Source organism: Roseomonas sp. WA12, from assembly GCF_054165765.1.
Map to the genome: position 1 here is coordinate 4,253,563 of NZ_CM135108.1, position 17,816 is coordinate 4,271,378.

Sequence of the window (17,816 nt, forward strand, 5' to 3'; positions counted from 1 at the left end):
GGCCGTGGATTTCACCCCTGTCTTTGAGGGGTGGCGCGCGCTGCTGAACGGCACGGTGACGACGGTGGTCGTCACCCTGTGCTCGCTCGCGATCAGCCTCGTGGCCGGGCTGCTGATCGGCCTCGCGCGGCTGCGCCCTTCCCTCCGCCTCCTGTACTGGCCGGCGACGCTCTACGTCACGGTGGTTCGCGGCACGCCGCTGCTGGTGCAGCTCTTCCTGCTGTTCTTCGGCCTGCCGCAGCTCGGCGTGCAGCTGCCGGCCTTTCTCTGCGCGGTGATCGGTCTCAGCGCCTATTCCGCCGCCTATGTTTCCGAGGTGGTGCGCGGCGCGATCCAGTCCATCGATCGCGGGCAGATGGAGGCGGCGCGCTCGCTCGGCATGTCGTATCGCGGCGCGATGCGGGACATCATCGTGCCGCAGGCGCTCATCCGCATGGTGCCGCCGCTGGGCAACGAGGTGGTGGCGCTGATCAAGAACTCCGCCCTCGTCTCGCTGCTGACGATCCACGAGCTGATGTTCGAGGGGAATGCCATCATCAGCGTCACCTACCGTTCGCTGGAGGTGTATCTGGCCATTGCCGGCATCTACCTCGTTCTCACCCTCACGGCCGGGCAGGCGCTGCAATGGGCGGAGCGCGCCCTGATGCGCCGGGGGCACCTCGCATGATCGGCGTCCGTGGTTTGCACAAATCCTTCGGCGCCCGCGCCGTGCTGCACGATGTCAGCCTCGATGTCGCGCGCTCGGAGGTGGTGGTGGTGATCGGGCCCAGCGGCTCCGGCAAGTCCACCCTGCTGCGGTGCTGCAACCTGCTGGAGGTTCCCCAGCGCGGCACCATCACCATCGGCGGGGAGCCGCTGGTGCAGGAAGGCCGCGCGCTCGAAGGGGCGGCGCTGGACCGGCTGCGCCGGCGCGTCGGCATGGTGTTCCAGTCCTTCAACCTCTTTCCGCATCTGACCGTGCTGGACAACGTCTCCATCGCGCCGCGCCGCCTGCTGGACCTGACGGGCGAGCAGGCGGCGGAGCGGGCGCGGGATCTGCTGGCGCGCGTGGGACTGGCGGAGAAGGCGGGGGACTATCCGCTCAGCCTCTCGGGCGGGCAGAAGCAGCGCGTCGCCATCGCGCGCGCCCTGGCGATGGAGCCGGAGGCCATGCTGTTCGACGAGCCGACCTCCGCCCTCGATCCCGAGCTGGTGGGCGAGGTGCTGGCGGTGATGAAGGCGCTGGCACGCGAGGGGATGACGATGATGATCGTGACCCATGAGATGGGCTTCGCGCGCGAGGTCGCGGACCGCGTGGTGGTGATGGATGCGGGCCGCCTGATCGAGAGCGGGCCACCCGCCGAGATCTTCACCGCACCGAGGCAGGAGCGCACCCGCGAGTTTCTCCAGGCCGTGCTCGGCGGAGGCGTCGCGGCATGATCATCCATTTCGGCGCGGCCCTGCTGCCGGAGGGATGGGCGCGCGACGTGGCTGTGACGGTGCGGGGCGGGCGGATTGCCACGGTGGAGGTGGGCGTGCCGCCGGCCACGGGTGCCGAGACCCATGCGATCGGCGTGCCGGGCCTGCCGAATCTTCACTCCCACGCCTTCCAGCGCGCCATCGCCGGGCGCGCGGAGCGGCGCGGGCCGGGGGAGGACAGCTTCTGGTCCTGGCGGGACGTGATGTACCGCGCGCTCGGCGTCATGACGCCCGAGGAGGTGGAGGCGATCACAGCCCTCGCCTATGTCGAGATGCTGGAATCAGGCTTCACCCGCGTCGGCGAGTTCCACTACCTGCACCACGCGCCGGATGGCGCGCCCTATGACGAGCCGGCGGAGATGGCCTTCCGTGTCGCGGCCGCCGCGGCGGCCACGGGTATCCGCCTCACCCTGCTGCCCGTCTTCTACGCCCATGCCGGCTTCGGCGGCCTCCCCCCGACGCCGGGGCAGCGCCGGTTCGTCAGCGACCTCGACGGCTTCGCGCGCCTCCTCGATGGGGGTGCGCGCGCGATCGCGCCGCTGGAGGGCGCGGGGCTCGGCGTCGCGCCGCACAGTCTTCGCGCCGTGACGCCGGAGGAGTTGGCGGCGGTGGCGGCGATGCGGCCGGGCGACCCCGTGCACATCCACGCGGCCGAGCAGACCCGCGAGGTGGAGGACTGCCTGGCCTGGAGCGGCGCGCGGCCGGTGCAGTGGCTGCTGGACCATGCCGGGGTGGATCGCCGGTGGTGCCTCGTCCACGCGACCCACATGCTGCCGGAGGAGACGGCGCGCCTGGCCCGCAGCGGCGCGACCGCGGGCCTCTGCCCGGTGACGGAGGCCAATCTCGGCGATGGCGTCTTCGACGCGGAGGGCTGGGGCAGGGCCGGTGGCGCCTGGGGCGTGGGCACGGATTCCAACGTCTCGATCGCCGCCAATGGCGAGCTGCGGATGCTGGAATACGGGCAGCGGCTGGTGCGGCGTGGCCGCAACCTCATGGCCTCCGCGCCCGGCGTTTCGACGGGACGCGACCTGTTCGCTTCGGCCCTGGCGGGCGGGGCCCGGGCGCTCGGCGAGAGCGAGCCGGCGCTGCGCGCGGGTGCCTCCGCCGACATCGTCGCGCTGCGCGGTGGGAACGACGAGGACGAGGCGCTGGACAGCTGGATCTTCGCCGCTGCTGATCGCGGCGTGGACGCCGTGTGGTGCGCCGGCCGGCCCGTTGTCCGGGACGGCCGGCATGTCGCACGGGACGCGATCGCTGCCGCCTACGGGGCAGCGATGCGGTGCCTGGCCTAGGGAATTTTGGTCAGCCGCACATTCCGCGGCAGCCACCTAGAGGGGAGACGAGGGAGTCCGGGGGAGAATTCCTTCTCCCCCGGCCTTGTCACGCGTGCTTGCGACGCGGCGGTGCCGCGCGGCGGATCGGCTGCATGGGCTCGATCCGGATATGGGCTTCCTCGCCGCCCGGGCGCTGGGCATTGGTGGCGAAGTGGGCGGCGGCGTAGGGGGCGATCTCCACCTGGGATTCGCTGCCCTGGATGCGGATGCGGCCGATTTCCGCGCGGGAGACGTCGCCGCGCTTGCAGAGGAAGGGGAGCATCCAGCGCGGGTCGGCCTGGCCATCGCGGCCGACGCTGACGCGGAACCACACACCTTCGGACTGCGGCGGGCCATCGCGCCGGTCGCGGGAGCCGTCGCGCGGACCATCACGCTGCCCATCCCGGGGGCCGTCGCGGTCGTCCATGCGGCGCGGGCGGTCCATGGGGGCGGAGAGTTCCTCCGGCGCGGGCAGGGGGGCGCGAATGAGCTTCACCAGCGCGGCGGCAAGCGCCAGGGGGTCGATGCCGGAGGGGGAGGCGCCGGCCTCGGCCTCGCTCCAGCCGGCGGTAAGGCCGGTGAGGGTGCGGGCGATGGCCAGATCCTCCTCGGCGGCTTCCTCGGCCAGGAGTTCGGTGGCGCGGGCGGCGATGCGCTCGGCGTCCCGGGCGCGAACCTGCTCGGCGGAGGGGGCGGGACCCCAGACGGCGTCCACCCGGGCGGCCTGGATCAGGCGCTCGGCCAGGCGGCGGCGGGCGGGCGGCACGATGAGGAGGCTGACGCCCTTGCGGCCGGCGCGGCCGGTGCGGCCGGAGCGATGGAGCAGGGTTTCCGGATCGCGCGGAAGCTCAGCGTGAATGACCAGGTCGAGTTCCGGCAGGTCGATGCCGCGGGCCGCGACATCGGTGGCGACGCAGATGCGGGCCTTACGGTCGCGGAGGGCCTGCAGGGCACGGGTGCGCTCGGCCTGGGAGAGCTCGCCGGAGAGGGCGACGGTGTCGAAGCCGCGCTCGGAGAGGTTGCCGTGCAGGCGGTTCACCGCGGCGCGGGTGGAGCAGAACACCATGGAGATGGGGGCATCCTCCAAGCGGAGGGCGTTGACCACGGCGCGCTCGATGTCGCCCGGAGAGACCAGGGCGGCGCGGTAGGCGATGTCGCCATGCGCTTCGTCGCCGGAGGTGGCCTCGATCCGCAGCGCGTCGCGCTGGAACTGCTTGGCCATCTGCGCGATCGGGCGCGGCACGGTCGCGGAGAAGAGGAGGGTGCGGCGGGTCTCGGGCAAGGCGCCGAGGATGGCCTCCAGCTCCTCGCGGAAGCCGAGGTCGAGCATCTCGTCGGCCTCGTCCAGCACGACGGCGCGAATGGCATCGGTGCGGAGGTTGTTGCGCTCGATATGGTCGCGCACGCGGCCGGGGGTGCCGACGGCGATGTGGACGCCGGCCTGCAGCGCGCGCCGCTCGGTCGCCGGGTCCATGCCGCCGACGCAGGAGGCCACGCGGCCGCCGGCGGGGGCATAGAGCCAGGTCAGCTCGGTCTTCACCTGGAGGGCGAGCTCGCGCGTCGGCGCGACCACAAGGGCCAACGGGGCGCCGGGCACCGGCAGGCGCGTGGCGTCGCCCAGCAGGTTCGCGGCGAGCGCCATGCCGTAGGCCACGGTCTTGCCGGAGCCGGTGCGGGCGGAAACGAGCAGGTCGCGGCCGTCCGTGCCCTCGGCCAGCACGGCGGCCTGCACGGGAGTGGGGTTGGCGTAGCCGCGGGCGGCAAGCGCCTCACGCAACGGCGCGGGAAGGGTATCGAAGGGCATCCGGGACGTCCAAGGAAAGGGCGCCTGGGACGCGGCGGCATGCCCATCAGGGGCATGTCTCGGACGCGGTGGGGCGGCGCTGTCGGGCGGGGCGCGGCGTGCAACCTCGCAAGGCACCCATATCGGCTCGGCGAGGGGCGGGCACAACCGGTGGGTTCGCATCCCAGCCCTGCGGGGCGGCATCGCACGGGAAGTGGTGCTGGTGGCCTGCAAGGGGCTAGCCCCCTGCACCCCCACTGGGGACCCAGCGGGGTCCCCTGGCCCCAGCGTTGAGGCTACCGCGGATGCGATGATCGAAGGGGGAGAATTCCTTCTCCCCCTTTGGGGCCGCTCTAGCGACGGCGGATGAGCAGCCCCAGCACCAGCGCCGAGCAGGCGATCCCGGCCATGCGGGTGGCGCCGGGGGTGTCGCCGGTGAAGGCGAGGGCGAAGGTGGCGAGGACGCCGACGCCGCCGGCGGCGAAGAGCAGGGTCGCCAGGGTGTTCATGTCAGCGCGGGCTGCCCGGGCGGGCGAGGGGGACGTCGCTGCGCTCGATCGGCATGTCGGCCGGGGTGGGGCCGGGGGTCATGACGCCGCCCGGGGTTTGCGGGTTGGTGGGGGTGGCGGCGGTGCCGGCACCGGGCGTGGTGGGGGGCAGGGTGGGGTAGAGGCGGGGGTAGATGATCTCGTTGGCCGGGCCGGGGGGGCGGATGGGGCCCACGCGGCCGCAGGCGGTGAGGGCCGGGAGGGTGGCGAGGGCGGCCAGGAGAAGGAGGGGGCGGTTCATGCCAGGCGCTCCAGCCAGTCGCGGGCCATGGCGGCCACGTTGTCGGGGGCTGTGCCGCCGAAGGAGGTGCGGGAGCGGACGGAAGCGGTGACGCTGAGGACGCCGAAGACGGCATCGGTGATGCGGGGCTCGACGGCCTGCATCTCGGCCAACGGCAGGGCCGGGAGGTCGAGGTTCAGGGCCTCGGCGCGGGCGACGAGGCGGCCGGTAACGTGGTGGGCGTCCCGGAAGGGGAGCTTCAGTTCGCGCACGAGCCAGTCGGCAAGGTCGGTGGCCGTGGAGAAGCCGGCGCCGGCGGCGGCTTCCAGCCGGGGGGCGACGGGCTGCATGTCGCGGGCCATGCCGGCGGTGGCGGCGAGCGCCAGGGCGAGGTTCTCGGCGGCGTCGAAGATGCCTTCCTTGTCCTCCTGCATGTCCTTTCCGTAGGTGAGCGGCAGGCCCTTCATGACGGTAAGAAGGCCGACGAGGGCGCCGGCGATGCGGCCGGGCTTGGCGCGGACCAGCTCGGCGGCGTCCGGGTTGCGCTTCTGCGGCATGATGGAGGAGCCGGTGGTGAAGGCGTCCGACAGCTTGATGAAGTTGAAGTAGGGGTTGGTCCAGATCACCACCTCCTCCGCCAGGCGGGAGAGATGGGTGGCGCAGATGGCGCAGGCGGAGAGGAATTCGAGGGCGAAGTCGCGGGAGGCGACGGAATCCAGGCTGTTGCGGGTGGGGCCATCGAAGCCCAGCGCGGCCGCCGTCATGTGGCGGTCGATCGGGAAGCCGGTGCCGCAGAGGGCGGCGGCGCCGAGGGGGCTTTCGTTCAGGCGCTTGCGGGCATCGGCGAGGCGGCCGCGGTCGCGGGAGAGCATTTCCACATAGGCCAGCAGGTGGTGGCCGAAGGTGGTGGGCTGGGCCGGCTGGAGATGGGTGAAGCCGGGCATGACGGTGGCGGCGTGCTCGGCGGCGCGGGTGGCCAGCGCTCGCATGAGGTCGGCGATCTGGGCGTCGAGGCCGTCGATGGCGTCGCGGGTCCAGAGGCGGACGTCGAGCGCGACCTGGTCGTTGCGGGAGCGGGCGGTGTGGAGGCGCTTGCCGGCCTCGCCAATGCGGTCGGTGAGGCGGGCCTCGATGTTCATGTGGATGTCCTCCAGCGCGTCGCTGAAGGGGAAGGTGCCGGCCTCGATCTCGGCGCCGATGGCGTTCAGCCCGTCGCGGATCGCGGCCTCGTCCTCCGCGGTGATGATGCCCACATGGGCCAGCATCGCCGCATGGGCGAGGCTGCCGCGGATGTCCTGGCGCCACATCTTGCGATCGAAGCCGATGGAGGCATTGATCGCCTGCATGATGGCCGACGGGCCGGCCGCGTAGCGCCCGCCCCAGGCGGCGTTGGTGGTCGCTGCGTTGGCGGCATTGGCGTTGGAATTGGGCTTGGCGTGGTCGTCGGGCACGGGTGAAGGGATCTCGATCAGTGGTGATGTTCGGCCGCCGCGATGCGCTGGGCCTGCTTGCGGGCGGGACACTAGGCGGGGGGCTCCATGCCCGTCCAGCACGGGCGCAGGCCGCGACCGGGCGGTTGCGGGAGGAGGGGCCGAAGCCGCTGCCAGCCTTCGGGCTGGTGGATGCGGACGGGGTGCGGCGGGAGATCGGGTTCTTCGCCGGGAAGGGAGTGGTGCTGAACCTCTGGGCCACCTGGTGCGCGCCCTGCGTGGAGGAGATGCCGGCGCTGGACCGGCTTTCCGCGCTACTGGCGGCGGAGGGAATCCTGGTGGTGCCCGCTTCGTCCGACCGGGGTGGGAAGGCGCAGGTGGAGCCGTTCTATGCCCGGACGGGGGTGAAGAATCTGGGCGTGTGGCTGGATCCGGGCTCGGCGGCGACGCGGGCGCTGGGTGCGCGCGGGCTGCCGACGACGGTGCTGATCGACCGGCAAGGGCGGGAGCGCGGGCGGCTGGAGGGGTCGGCGGCCTGGGACGGGGCGGCGCTGGTGGCCGATGTGCGGCGGCTGTGTGGGGATGGGGGTGGCGGGGGCGGGCGGCCGGTGACGGAGCCGACCTGAGGCATTTCTGCCGGGGTTCCGGCGTTTTCGGCCCTGGAGAGGACGCTGCCCTCTCCAGACCTCACCCGCCAAGGGCCTGAGGCCCCTGGACCCCCATTTGGCTGCCGTGGATCAGTTCCTGCCCTGTCAGTCGCCTCGGGTCGTGGACCCGAGGCGCACCATCAGCCGAGCCGCTCCATTCGAAGAAAAGGATGATGGTGAGGGGTCTGGGGAGAGGAAGAATTCTTTCTTCCTCTCCCCAAGGCCATCCGCATGCTGGTGCCTCAGGCCGCGTCGGGCACGGGGATCAAGCGGTGGCGGAGCATGAGCTCCTTCATCTGCGCCGGATCGGGGGCGCCGGTGGCGACGAGGGCGGCGAGTTCCCGGAAATAGGACGGGCCGAGGACGCCGGGGGTGAGGATCGAGAGGCAGGTGGCGGGCGCGCCGGAGGGGTTGCTGAAGCCGTGGACGGTGCCGCGGCGGATGAAGAGCGAGGCGCCGGGGGGCAGGGTGGTTTCCTGACCGTCGATGGTGAAGGTGAGGGTGCCGTCCAGGCCGTAGACGGTCTCGTCCCAGCTCTCGTGGTAGTGGGGGACGGGCATGCGGCCGCCGGGCTGCACCGTCATCCGGAAGGCGTCGAGGCTACCCTCGGTGTCGTCCTTGCTGTGCAGGAACTCGAGCGTCATCCCGCCGATGGTGATGGTTTCGGTCATCGCGTGGCCCCTTGCGTGGGGTGGAAGTCTGGGCTGCGGGGGCGCGGTGGGGAAGGCCGGGAGGCTTGCCGCCCCGGCCTTCAGCGCAGGTTGAAGTTGATCGGCACGGTGAGGCGCAGCGTGTCCCCGGCCGTGTCGCTGGGCAGGGAAGGCATGGAGGCGCGCTCGAACATCGCGAGGGCCTCGGTGTCCAGGTCGTCGTCACCGGTGCTGCGGGCGAGCTGGACGTTCAGCACCCGGCCGTCGCGGCTGAGGGTGAAGGTGACGTTCGCCACACCCTCCGCCCGGCGCATGCGCGCGCCCGTGGGATAGCGCTGCACCCGGCGCAGGGCCGAGGCGATCTGCCCGAGGAAGCTCGGCGGCATGGAAGAGGCCGAGGCCGCGCGCGGGGCCGCCGCGGCGGGCGCCGGGGCCGCGGGGGCCTGCGCCACCGGCGGGGTGTAGGGCGGGGTGTAGGGCTGGGGCGAGGGCTGCGTCGGCGCGGTGTCGGCCACCTGCGGGCGGCGCGGGGCCGGCGGGGTGGGGCGCGGCGGCGTGCGCGCCTGCTGCGGCAGGGGCGGCGGCGGCGGGGCCGGGGGCGGCGGCATGGGCACGGGCTCAGCCATCTCGGGCGGCGGCTCGGCCGGCTGCGGTTCGGGGGGTGGCGGGGCCTCGGGCTCGGGCGGCGCGACGGGGTCGGGCTCCACTATCGCCACCTGGTCGGGCGGCGGCGCCAGGGCAGGGGGCGGGGGCGCGGCCTGCACCGCCTGGGGCGGGGGCGGGGTCACGCTCTCGGGCGGCGGCGGGGCGGCGGCTTCCGGCGGTGGGGGCTGCACGGCCTCGGGCGGCGTCGGGGCCGCGTCCGGCGGGGGAGGCCGGGTAGCGTCCGGCGGGGGCGGTTGCGCGGCGTCCGGCGGCGGCTGGGTGGCCGTGGCCTCGGGCGCGGCGGGGGTGGCGGCCTGCTCGGTCACGGGCGCCGGGCTCGGTTCCGGCGGCGGCTCGGGCGCGGGGGTGGTTTCCACCTCGACCGCAGGCGCTGGCAGGGGCTCGGGCTCGCCAGCGGGGAGCAGCAGCGGCACCACCAGGGCAAGGTGGAGGAGGGCGGAGACGCCCCAGGCGGCCGGGCGCAGCAGGCGGCGCAGGCCGTGGGGCTGCTGAGCGGGCAGGCGCGGGCCGGCGGCAGCGCGCAGGGCAGCTTCCAGCACCGCGGGCGAGATGCCCGGCCCGGGCGGGGGGGAGAGGAGCGCGGGCGGCAGAGCCTCGGGCCTGCCGGCGGGGCGCGGCTTCTCGGCCAGCACCTTTTCGGCCCCTGCCTTTTCGGCCCGTACCGGCATGGCTAGCGGGCCTGCACCGCGGGCGCGGCCGGGTCCGCCTCGGCGATCAGGGAGACCTTGCTGATGCCGGCGCGCGAGACGCGGCCCATTACGCGCAGCACGTCGCCATAGGGAACGCTGCGGTCGCCGCGGACATGGACGGGGGCCTCGGGGTCGGCCTCATGGAGGGCGACCAGGCGCTGGGTGAGCGCGTCCTCGGTCACCTCCTCCTTGCCAATATAGAGCTTCCCGCCGGGGGCGACGCTGAGGATGACGGGCGGGTTGGAGGAGGCGGAGCGGGCCGCCGCCGTGCGGGGCAGGTTCACGGGCACGCCCACCGTCATCATCGGGGCGGCCACCATGAAGATGATGAGCAGGACGAGCATGACGTCCACCAGCGGGGTGACGTTCATCTCGGCCATCGGCATGGCGTCGTCGTCGTCACCGCCCGCTGCGCCGCCCAGGGACATCGCCATCGGGGGCTACTCCGCTGCGCGAACGCGGCTGGGGGCGGGGCGGCGGGCCATGCCGGCGGCCAGCTCGTGAATGGAGGCGAGCGCGCCCTGGCGGATGCGGGCGAAGGCCACGGTGAAGCGGTTGTAGGCCATGACCGCAGGGATGGCGGCGACGAGGCCGATGGCGGTGGCGAACAGCGCTTCGGCGATGCCGGGGGCGACGACGGCGAGCGAGGTGTCGCCGCTGGCCGCGATCCCGGAGAAGGAGTTCATGATGCCCCAGACCGTGCCGAACAGGCCAACGAAGGGGCCGATGGCGCCGATGGTGGCCAGCAGCGGCAGGCCGGGCTCGGCGGCGCGGAAGGCGGCGATGAGGGGGGCGCGCATGGCGTATTCCATCCGCTCGCGGTACTCGCCGCGGCTCTCGGCGGGGTCGCGGCCCTCATGCCATTCGCGGGCGCCGGCGCGGATCACCTCGGCGGCCAGGCCACCCTCGGGGGCGGTGGCACCGGTGGTGGCGGCCGCGATGCGCCGCGCCTCGGCGCGCAGGCGGCGGGCGGCGACGATCTTCTCGACGATGATGCCCCAGCAGGCGATCGAGGCGACCACCAGGAGGAGCATGACCCCCTTCACGATGGGGTCGGCCTGCATGAACAGGCCAAGGGGGGAGAGATCGTGATGTGGGGCGGCGGGGTTCATCGCGTTCACTTCTCCAGCGCGACGCCGTTGGCGCGCGAGCTGACGGCAAGGCGTGCGAGGCAGGCGGCGGGGCTGTCCGGGCCGCAGGCAAGGACGTCGTTCAGCAGGACATGGCCGAGGCCGTCGCAGGGGGTGCCGGCGAGGTCGAAGATGCGGGCCATGGTCTTGGCGGCGGGCAGAGGGCCGAGGTCGAGCGCGAGGCGGCGGCCGACCACGCCGTCCTTGCCGAAGATCACGAGGTCGAGGCGCAGCGGGTCGGCGGCAGCGCCTGGGTTGCGGACGAGCATCCACACCCGGCAGCCCTCGGGGCGGGATTCCAGGCGGTTCAGTTCGATGGCGATGGGCTCGGGCGCCTGGGCGCGGGCAGCGGGCGCGGCGATGAGGCCGGCGCCGAGGAGTGCCGTGCCGAGGAGGGCTGCCCGGATGGTGGCCTGGAAGCCGGCCAGAGGGGACGGGCGCCGGAGGGGGCGGGCGACGGGCATGTCTCGGCGCGTCCTTTTCAGTTCGCGGGGGCGTTCGGCGGGACTGTCCGGCGAGGGGGTGCCGGTCCGGTCCTGCCACGGTCCTGGGATCCGCCCTGTATCGCAGGCGCACAATGAGTGCAACGCGGTTGCGAACGATTTGCAGCAGGAGCGGGCAAACTCCCCGTGATGGGGCGCCGCTGCGCGCATCCTTTGCTGCAGCTTAGGGCTTATCAGCCGCGACGCCGCGCTGCGCGGCGTGTGAGAGAGAGATGGCCATGGCCGAGCTTCCGAAGGTTGAAATCGAGGGTGACAGCGAGCCGGTGGTGGCGCTGGCCCTGCTGCGGATCATCATGGAGTCCTCCAAGGAGGGGACGGAGCACGATCGGGATTGGATCCTCTCCACCTATGCCGACTGCCTGGCCGTGGTTGGCGGGGCTGAGGTCTCCTACGACGAGGACGAGGCGGCGGGGACCGAGGAGGGGTGAGCCGGGTCTGAGCTGTTAGGGCTGTGGCGCCAGGAGGGAAAAGGAATTCTCCCTCCCGGACCCTCCCTCATCTTTTTCTGGTTGGCTGCCGCGGAATGCGGGGCTTGCGGTGCGCCGAGGGTCCATGACCCTCGGCGTGGGATATGGCGGTTCGTGCCGCCGAGGTTTTTTGGCCTGCGGCGCCGTCCTTTGATCATCGTATCCGCGGCAGCCTGATCGCTGGGGTCTGGGGACCCCCGGCGGGGTTTCCAGCGCGGGACAAACGCTTCGCGTTTGCCCTGGGTTCGGGAGGCTGGCCTCCCGAGGCCACCGGCTTGCCCAGTGCTCGCGCCGAGCGCAGCGTTCTCCTGAACAGGGGGAGGGGCGCGCGATGGCGGATGGCGGGTATGGGTCTTTGCGGCCGATGGTGGCACCCCGCAGCGTCGCGGTGATCGGCGCGTCGGACGAGCCGACCCGGATCGGGGGGCGCCCGCTGGCCAATATGATCGCGCGCGGGTTCGCGGGGCCGTTATGGCCGGTGAACCCGAAGCGGGACCGGGTGCAGGGGGTGCAGGCCTTCCCGGATGTGGATGCGCTGCCGGGTGTGCCGGATGCGGCTGTGGTCGCGGTACCGGGGGCGCTGGCGGAGGCGGCGGTGGAGGCGTTGGGGCGGCGGGGGTGCCCGGCAGCCATCGTGTTCACGGCTGGTTTCGCCGAGGTGGATGAGGCGGGGCGGGCGGCGCAGGAGCGGCTGGTCGCCATCGCGCGCGGCTATGGCATGCGGCTGCTAGGGCCGAACTGCCTGGGGTTGTTCAATGCGCCGCTGGGCTACTTCCCGATCTTCACCTCCTCCTTTGACAGCGGGTGGCCGGTGGATCCCGTGGCGGGGCGCGGGCGGGTGGGGATTGCGAGCCAGTCCGGCGCCTATGGCACGCATCTGTTCGTCGCGGCGCGGAACCGGGGGATCGCGACGCCGGTGCTGATCACCACGGGCAACGAGGCCGAGGTGACGCTGGGGGATGTGATCGGGCACCTGGCGGAAGACGACGGGGTGGAGGTGATCGCCTGCTATTCCGAGGGAGTGCGGGAGGGGCCGCGCTTCCTGGCGGCGCTGGATCAGGCGCGGCGGGCGAGGAAGCCCGTGGTGATGATGAAGGTGGGGCGGTCCGCGCTCGGGGCGCATGCCGCGCAGTCCCACACCGCCAGCATCGCGGGCGACGATGCGGTGACGGGGGTGGTGCTGGAGGAGTTCGGCGTGCACCGGGCGCGCAACACCGAGGAGCTGCTGGACGTGTGCTACGCGGCCACGCCGCGGATCTATCCGGTGGGGAACACGCTGGGGGTGGTGTCCATCTCCGGCGGCGCGGGGGTGATGATTTCCGACGCGGCGGAGGAGCACGGGCTGGCCATGCCGCCCATGCCGGAGGCGGCGCAGGCGCGGCTGCGGGGGCTGGTGCCGTTCAGCAATCCGTCCAACCCCGTGGACTGCACGGCGCAGGTGTTCAACGACATGTCGCTCGTCGGCGCCTTCGCGCGGAGCATGGTGGAGGACGGCGGGTATTCGAGCCTGATCGCCTTCTTCACGGGGGTGGGCGGTTCGCCCGCCCTGGCGCCGCGGCTGCGGGCGGAGCTGAACGGGGTGAAGGCGGATCATCCGGACCGGCTGTGGGTGCTGAGCGTGCTGGCCGCGCCGGCGCAGGTGCGGGATTACGAGGCGGACGGGTACCTGGTGTTCGAGGACCCGTCCCGCGCCGTGGTGGCGCTGGCGGCGCAGGGGCGGTTCGGGGCGGCCTTCGCGCGGCCGGCGCGGGCGGATGTGGCGCTGCCTTCGGTGGTGTTGCCAGGTACGACGCCGGATGAGGCGCAGGCGAAGCGGCTGCTGGCGGAGGCCGGGATCGCACCCGTGCCGGAGGTGGCGGTTGGCGATGCGGAGTCTGCGGTGTCGGCTGCGCGGGAGATCGGCTTTCCCGTGGTGATGAAGCTGCTGTCGCCGGACATCCTGCACAAATCCGAGGTGGGCGGCGTGCTGCTCGGCATCGCCGACGAGGACGGGGTGCGTGCGGCGCATGCGCGGCTGCTGGCCAATGCGGCGGTGAATGCGCCGGGGGCGCGGGTGACGGGCATCCTTGTCGCGCGGCAGGTGGTGGGTGCGGTGGAGATGGCGCTGGGCATCACGCGCGACCCGGTGTTCGGGCCGGTGGTGATGGTCGGGCTGGGCGGCGTTTTCATCGAGGTGCTGCGCGACGTGGCGCTGCGGCGCTGCCCTGTGGATGCGACGGAGGCGGAGAGGATGATCCGGTCGCTCCGCGGCTTCCCGCTGCTGGATGGCGCGCGCGGGCGGCCGCGGGCGGATGTGCCGGCGCTGGCGCGGGCGGTTTCGGCCTTGTCCGCCTTTGCGATGGCGGCGGGGGAGCGGCTGGTGTCGGTGGATGTGAATCCGGTGCTGGTGCTGCCCGAGGGGGAGGGGGCCTTCGCGGCGGATGCGGTGATTGAGTTGGCGGGGGGCTGATCTGGCCGCCCGGGTGAGGCTTTGCCTCCCCCGTACCCCCTCCACCGGGGAGGCAACGGCCTCCCCGGACCCCGCGTCGGGTTCTTAGGCGCGCCGGTCGATGGAGGGTGGCGCCGCGGGCGGATGGATTTGGCCATAAAGACCGCGCTGCCGGTCGCCGAGGATCGTGGACCCTCGGCGGGACCCCTGGAAACAGATGCTGGGGTCCGGGGAGTATCATACTCCCCGGTGGAGGGGGTCTGGGGGAGGCGACGCTTCACCCGGGGGCCGGGGGAGACGACCCTGGAAGCCTATGGCAGATTGAGAGCATGCAGAGTTTGATCGGCCGCCCCGTCATCGTGTTCGACACCGAGACGACGGGTTGCACCGGGCAGGACCGGGTGGTGTCGCTGGGCGCGGTGCGGCTGGATGCGGCGCTGGAGCCGGAGGCGACCTTGCATCTCGTGTTCGCGCCGGGGATGCGCTGCCATTTCGGGGCGTATCGGGTGCATGGGATGTCGGACGCGTATCTCGCACGGCAGCCGGGGTTTGCGGCCCATGCGGCCGAGGTGGCGGACTTCTTCGGGGGCGCGATTGGGTGCGCGCATAATCTATCGTTTGACCGGCGGATGCTGGGGGGCGAGTTCGACCGGCTGGGGATGCCGCGGCCGTGGTCGGACGAGTACTGCACGATGTTGGCGTGGCGGCGGCATCGGCCGGGAGAGCGGTCCGGCCTGGCGCATGCGTCGGCGGCCTGTGGGCTGGCGCGGGAGACGGCGCTGCACGGGGCGCTGGAGGATGCGTGGCTGGCGGTGAATCTGCTGCGCACGATGCACGGGATGGTGCCGGCGCCGATGCGGCTGCATGGCTTCACCAATGACCAGGCAGTGGAGATGGCGGCGTGATCGGGGAGCGGGCGGAGCGGTTCCGAGCGCTGCACGAGGCTGGGTGCTTCGTGCTGCCGAATGCGTGGGATGCGGGAAGCGCGCGGTTGATGGCGGGGCTGGGTTTCGGGGCTGTCGCGACGACCTCGGCGGGGTTGGCTTTCATGCTTGGCCGGCGGGACATGGAGGCGGCGGTTTCGCGCGAGGACGCGCTGGGGAATGCGCGGGATCTCGTGCGTGCGGTGGACCTGCCGGTTTCGGCGGATCTGGAGGACGGGTTCGGGGCGTCGCCCGAGGATGTGGCGGCGACGGTGCGGGCCGCGTTCGGGGTTGGGCTGTGCGGCTGCACGATCGAGGACACGACGGCGGATCCGGCGGCGCCGATCCATGGGTTCGATGCCTCTGTCGCGCGGGTGGCGGCGGGGGTGCGGGCGGCGCGGGAGGCGCCGCATCCCTTCGTGCTGACGGCGCGGGCGGAGAACTTCCTGCACGGCCGGCCGGATCTGGAGGATACGATCCGGCGGCTGGTGGCTTTTGCGGAGGCGGGGGCGGATTGCCTCTACGCGCCGGGGCTGCCGGATGAGGAGGCGATCGTGGCGGTGGTGCGCGCCGTGGCGCCGCGGCCGGTGAATGTGCTGATCGGGCCGCGCAGCGGTGCGGTGCCGCTGGCGCGGCTGGCGGAGCTGGGTGTGCGTCGGGTGAGCGTGGGCGGGGCCATCGCGCGCGCGGCCTATGGCGCGGCGCTGCAGGCCGGGCGGGCCTTGCTGGCGGGGGATATGCCGGGGATTGCGGCGCTCACGCCCTATGGCGAGATCGCGCCTTTCATGCGTTCGGGAGAAGAGCAGACGTGATCGACAAGATCGTCCGGGACCTGGCGGCGGCCCTGGAGGGCGTGCGGGACGGCAGCACGGTGCTGGTGGGTGGCTTCGGTGCGGCGGGGCAGCCCGACGACCTGATCGAGGCGCTGATCGAGCAGGGAGCGACGGACCTCACCATCGTTGCCAACAATGCCGGCACGGGGCGCACGGGGCTGGCGCGGCTGATGGAGCTGGGGCGGGTGCGGAAGATCATCTGCTCCTTCCCGCGCAGCCAGGGCTCGGTGGTGTTCGAGGAGCTGTACAAGGCGGGCAAGCTGGAGCTCGAGATCGTGCCGCAGGGGACGCTGGCGGAGCGGATGCGCGCGGCGGGCGCGGGCGTGCCGGCCTTCTTCACGCCGACGGCCGCCGGCACGAAGCTGGGCCAGGGCAAGGAGATGCGGGAGTTCGGCGGTCGCCCCCATGTGATGGAGCTAGCCCTTCCCGGCGATGTGGCGCTGGTGGAAGCCTGGGAGGCCGACCGCTGGGGGAACCTGACCTATCGGCGGAGCGGGCGGAACTTCAACCCTGTCATGGCGATGGCGGCGAAGCTGACGATCGTGCAAGCGCAGAACATCGTCGATCTCGGCGCGATCGAGGGCGAGCGCGTGGTGACGCCGGGCATCTTCGTGGACCGCGTGGTGCAGGTGCGCCGCGGCGCGCCCTGGGCATAGAGGAGGCACGACGATGGAGACCTGGTCTCGCACGCAGATGGCTGGACGTGTCGCGCAGGACATTCCGGAGGGGTGGTACGTCAATCTCGGCATCGGGATCCCGACACTGGTGGCGGACCATGTGCCGGTGGAGCGCGAGGTGGTGCTGCATTCGGAGAACGGCATCCTCGGCATGGGGCCGGCGCCCGCGAAGGGCGAGGAGGATGCCTGGCTGATCAATGCGGGCAAGCAGCCGGTGACGCTGCATCCCGGCGGTTCCTATTTCCATCATGCCGACAGCTTCGCGATGATCCGCGGCGGGCATATCGACCTGTGCGTGCTCGGTGCCTTCGAGGTGGCGAGTAATGGGGACATCGCCAACTGGGCGACGAGCGAGAACGACACGGCGCCGGCAGTGGGCGGCGCGATGGATCTGGCCGCCGGTGCGAAGCGCGTCTGGGTGATGATGGAGCACACGACGAAGGACGGGCGGCCGAAGCTGGTGGAGGCCTGTTCCTATCCGCTGACGGCGATGCGGGCGGTGTCGCGCGTGTACACCAACCTGGCGGTGCTGGACGTGGCAGAGGAGGGCTTCGTGCTGCGGGATCTCGCGCCGGGCGTGACGCTGGAGCACCTGCGTTCCGTTACGGCGGCGCCCGTGCAGGACGCGCGGGCGGTGGTGGCATAGCATGAGCACGACCTTGCCGGAGGGCATGTCGCTCGGCGTCGCGCGGGAAGGCGCGGTGCTGGTGCTGACGCTGGATTATCCCGCACGGCGCAATGCGCTTGCGGTGCCGCTGCGCGAGCGGATGTCGGATGTGCTGGAGGAGGCCGAGGGCGATCCTGGCGTGCGCGCCGTGGTCGTCACCGGGGCGTCGGGCAATTTCTGCTCGGGCGGTGACCTCTCGGGCATGGAAGTGGCGGATGCGCTGGCGGGGCGGGAGCGGCTGCGGCGGGCGCACCGGCTGATCCGGCTGATCGCGGCCGGGTCCAAGCCCGTGGTGGCCGCGGTGGAGGGATGGTGCGTGGGCGCCGGCCTGTCGCTCGCCTGCGCGTGCGATCTGGTTGTAGCGGCCGAGGATGCGCGCTTCATGGCGGGCTTCGGCAAGGTGGGGCTGATGGCCGATCTCGGCCTGCCCTTTACCCTGCCGGCGCGGGTGGGCGCCGGGCGGGCGCGGCGCATCCTGATGCTGCACGAGCAGGTGACGGCGGGCGAGGCCGAGCGGATCGGGCTGCTGGAGCAGGTGGTGCATCGCGGCCAGGCGCTGCATTTCGCCGTGGAGCGGGCGCGCTTCCTCGCGGCCCAGGCGCCGGGGCCGATGGCGCTGACCAAGTCGATGCTGGCGGCGGGGCTGGATGCCGCGCTGGAGGTGGAGCGGGGGTTCCAGGCCACGCTGTTCCTCTCGGCCGATCACCGCGAGGGGCGGGCGGCTTTCCTTGAGAAGCGGGAACCGCGCTTCGGCGCGGAGTGACGCGCTCGTTTGCCGGAACGA

Annotated in this window: 20 protein-coding genes; 11 read left to right on the forward strand and 9 right to left on the reverse strand. The window is 72.6% G+C overall.

Annotation, left to right across the window (positions count from 1 at the left end):
* Positions 1 to 4 precede the first annotated feature (4 nt).
* Genes ACVBD7_RS20155 through ACVBD7_RS20165 form a run of 3 tightly spaced genes read left to right on the forward strand, consistent with a single transcriptional unit; the run spans position 5 to position 2,750 of the window.
* Positions 5 to 667 carry an amino acid ABC transporter permease gene (locus ACVBD7_RS20155; protein ID WP_458095028.1) on the forward strand — a complete coding sequence of 221 codons (663 nt, stop codon included), beginning with the start codon at positions 5 to 7 and terminating at the stop codon, positions 665 to 667.
* A complete protein-coding gene (locus ACVBD7_RS20160) occupies positions 664 to 1,419 on the forward strand; it encodes an amino acid ABC transporter ATP-binding protein (RefSeq protein WP_458095029.1) in 756 nt (251 codons plus the stop codon). Before ACVBD7_RS20155 ends, ACVBD7_RS20160 begins: the two co-directional genes overlap by 4 nt.
* Positions 1,416 to 2,750 carry a formimidoylglutamate deiminase gene (locus ACVBD7_RS20165; RefSeq protein ID WP_458095030.1) on the forward strand — a complete coding sequence of 445 codons (1,335 nt, stop codon included), beginning with the start codon at positions 1,416 to 1,418 and terminating at the stop codon, positions 2,748 to 2,750. The genes ACVBD7_RS20160 and ACVBD7_RS20165 overlap by 4 nt, the downstream gene beginning before the upstream one ends.
* A gap of 88 nt (positions 2,751 to 2,838) precedes the next feature.
* Here the strand turns inward: ACVBD7_RS20165 and ACVBD7_RS20170 are convergent, their stop codons facing one another.
* The 4 genes from ACVBD7_RS20170 to argH form a co-directional block, all read right to left on the reverse strand.
* The gene (locus ACVBD7_RS20170; protein WP_458095031.1) at positions 2,839 to 4,575 is read right to left on the reverse strand and encodes a DEAD/DEAH box helicase; all 1,737 of its coding nucleotides are present in this window, start codon (positions 4,573 to 4,575) and stop codon (positions 2,839 to 2,841) included.
* Between the two features lie 332 nt (positions 4,576 to 4,907).
* Positions 4,908 to 5,063 carry a hypothetical protein gene (locus tag ACVBD7_RS20175; RefSeq protein ID WP_458095032.1) on the reverse strand — a complete coding sequence of 52 codons (156 nt, stop codon included), beginning with the start codon at positions 5,061 to 5,063 and terminating at the stop codon, positions 4,908 to 4,910.
* 1 nt (position 5,064) lies between these two features.
* Positions 5,065 to 5,343 (reverse strand): hypothetical protein, encoded by a 279-nt coding sequence (locus ACVBD7_RS20180; RefSeq protein ID WP_458095033.1) that lies wholly within the window; start codon positions 5,341 to 5,343, stop codon positions 5,065 to 5,067.
* A complete protein-coding gene (gene argH, locus ACVBD7_RS20185) occupies positions 5,340 to 6,668 on the reverse strand; it encodes an argininosuccinate lyase (protein ID WP_458097735.1) in 1,329 nt (442 codons plus the stop codon). The genes ACVBD7_RS20180 and argH overlap by 4 nt, the downstream gene beginning before the upstream one ends.
* 131 nt (positions 6,669 to 6,799) lie before the next feature.
* Here argH and ACVBD7_RS20190 point away from each other — a divergent pair, with 131 nt between their 5' ends.
* A complete protein-coding gene (locus tag ACVBD7_RS20190) occupies positions 6,800 to 7,378 on the forward strand; it encodes a TlpA family protein disulfide reductase (RefSeq protein ID WP_458097736.1) in 579 nt (192 codons plus the stop codon).
* 263 nt (positions 7,379 to 7,641) lie between these two features.
* On the opposite strand, the gene ACVBD7_RS20195 is transcribed toward ACVBD7_RS20190, so the two are convergent.
* From ACVBD7_RS20195 to ACVBD7_RS20215, 5 genes are all read right to left on the reverse strand, one after another.
* Positions 7,642 to 8,070 carry a cupin domain-containing protein gene (locus ACVBD7_RS20195; RefSeq protein WP_458095034.1) on the reverse strand — a complete coding sequence of 143 codons (429 nt, stop codon included), beginning with the start codon at positions 8,068 to 8,070 and terminating at the stop codon, positions 7,642 to 7,644.
* An 80-nt stretch (positions 8,071 to 8,150) separates the two neighbouring features.
* Complete coding sequence (locus tag ACVBD7_RS20200; RefSeq protein WP_458095035.1) at positions 8,151 to 9,383, reverse strand: energy transducer TonB family protein; 1,233 nt, start codon at positions 9,381 to 9,383, stop codon at positions 8,151 to 8,153.
* A gap of 2 nt (positions 9,384 to 9,385) precedes the next feature.
* Positions 9,386 to 9,838, reverse strand: coding sequence for a protein TolR (tolR, locus tag ACVBD7_RS20205; RefSeq protein WP_458095036.1), 453 nt, complete (start codon positions 9,836 to 9,838; stop codon positions 9,386 to 9,388).
* Between the two features lie 6 nt (positions 9,839 to 9,844).
* Positions 9,845 to 10,516 (reverse strand): MotA/TolQ/ExbB proton channel family protein, encoded by a 672-nt coding sequence (locus ACVBD7_RS20210; protein ID WP_458095037.1) that lies wholly within the window; start codon positions 10,514 to 10,516, stop codon positions 9,845 to 9,847.
* Between the two features lie 5 nt (positions 10,517 to 10,521).
* On the reverse strand, positions 10,522 to 10,998 hold the full coding sequence (locus ACVBD7_RS20215; protein ID WP_458095038.1) for a Tat pathway signal protein: 477 nt from the start codon (positions 10,996 to 10,998) through the stop codon (positions 10,522 to 10,524).
* Between the two features lie 257 nt (positions 10,999 to 11,255).
* Here ACVBD7_RS20215 and ACVBD7_RS20220 point away from each other — a divergent pair, with 257 nt between their 5' ends.
* The 7 genes from ACVBD7_RS20220 to ACVBD7_RS20250 all read left to right on the forward strand — a co-directional run bounded on the left by ACVBD7_RS20220 (position 11,256) and on the right by ACVBD7_RS20250 (position 17,795).
* Complete coding sequence (locus ACVBD7_RS20220) at positions 11,256 to 11,465, forward strand: hypothetical protein (RefSeq protein WP_458095039.1); 210 nt, start codon at positions 11,256 to 11,258, stop codon at positions 11,463 to 11,465.
* A gap of 370 nt (positions 11,466 to 11,835) precedes the next feature.
* Positions 11,836 to 13,953: an acetate--CoA ligase family protein gene (locus ACVBD7_RS20225; protein WP_458095040.1), complete on the forward strand. Its 2,118-nt coding sequence runs from the start codon at positions 11,836 to 11,838 to the stop codon at positions 13,951 to 13,953.
* A 308-nt stretch (positions 13,954 to 14,261) separates the two neighbouring features.
* Positions 14,262 to 14,837 carry a 3'-5' exonuclease gene (locus tag ACVBD7_RS20230; protein WP_458095041.1) on the forward strand — a complete coding sequence of 192 codons (576 nt, stop codon included), beginning with the start codon at positions 14,262 to 14,264 and terminating at the stop codon, positions 14,835 to 14,837.
* Complete coding sequence (locus tag ACVBD7_RS20235; protein WP_458095042.1) at positions 14,834 to 15,667, forward strand: isocitrate lyase/PEP mutase family protein; 834 nt, start codon at positions 14,834 to 14,836, stop codon at positions 15,665 to 15,667. Before ACVBD7_RS20230 ends, ACVBD7_RS20235 begins: the two co-directional genes overlap by 4 nt.
* On the forward strand, positions 15,664 to 16,344 hold the full coding sequence (locus tag ACVBD7_RS20240) for a 3-oxoacid CoA-transferase subunit A (protein WP_458095043.1): 681 nt from the start codon (positions 15,664 to 15,666) through the stop codon (positions 16,342 to 16,344). The genes ACVBD7_RS20235 and ACVBD7_RS20240 overlap by 4 nt, the downstream gene beginning before the upstream one ends.
* A gap of 13 nt (positions 16,345 to 16,357) precedes the next feature.
* Positions 16,358 to 17,011: a 3-oxoacid CoA-transferase subunit B gene (locus ACVBD7_RS20245; RefSeq protein WP_458095044.1), complete on the forward strand. Its 654-nt coding sequence runs from the start codon at positions 16,358 to 16,360 to the stop codon at positions 17,009 to 17,011.
* 1 nt (position 17,012) lies between these two features.
* Complete coding sequence (locus ACVBD7_RS20250) at positions 17,013 to 17,795, forward strand: enoyl-CoA hydratase/isomerase family protein (protein WP_458095045.1); 783 nt, start codon at positions 17,013 to 17,015, stop codon at positions 17,793 to 17,795.
* Positions 17,796 to 17,816 lie beyond the last annotated feature (21 nt).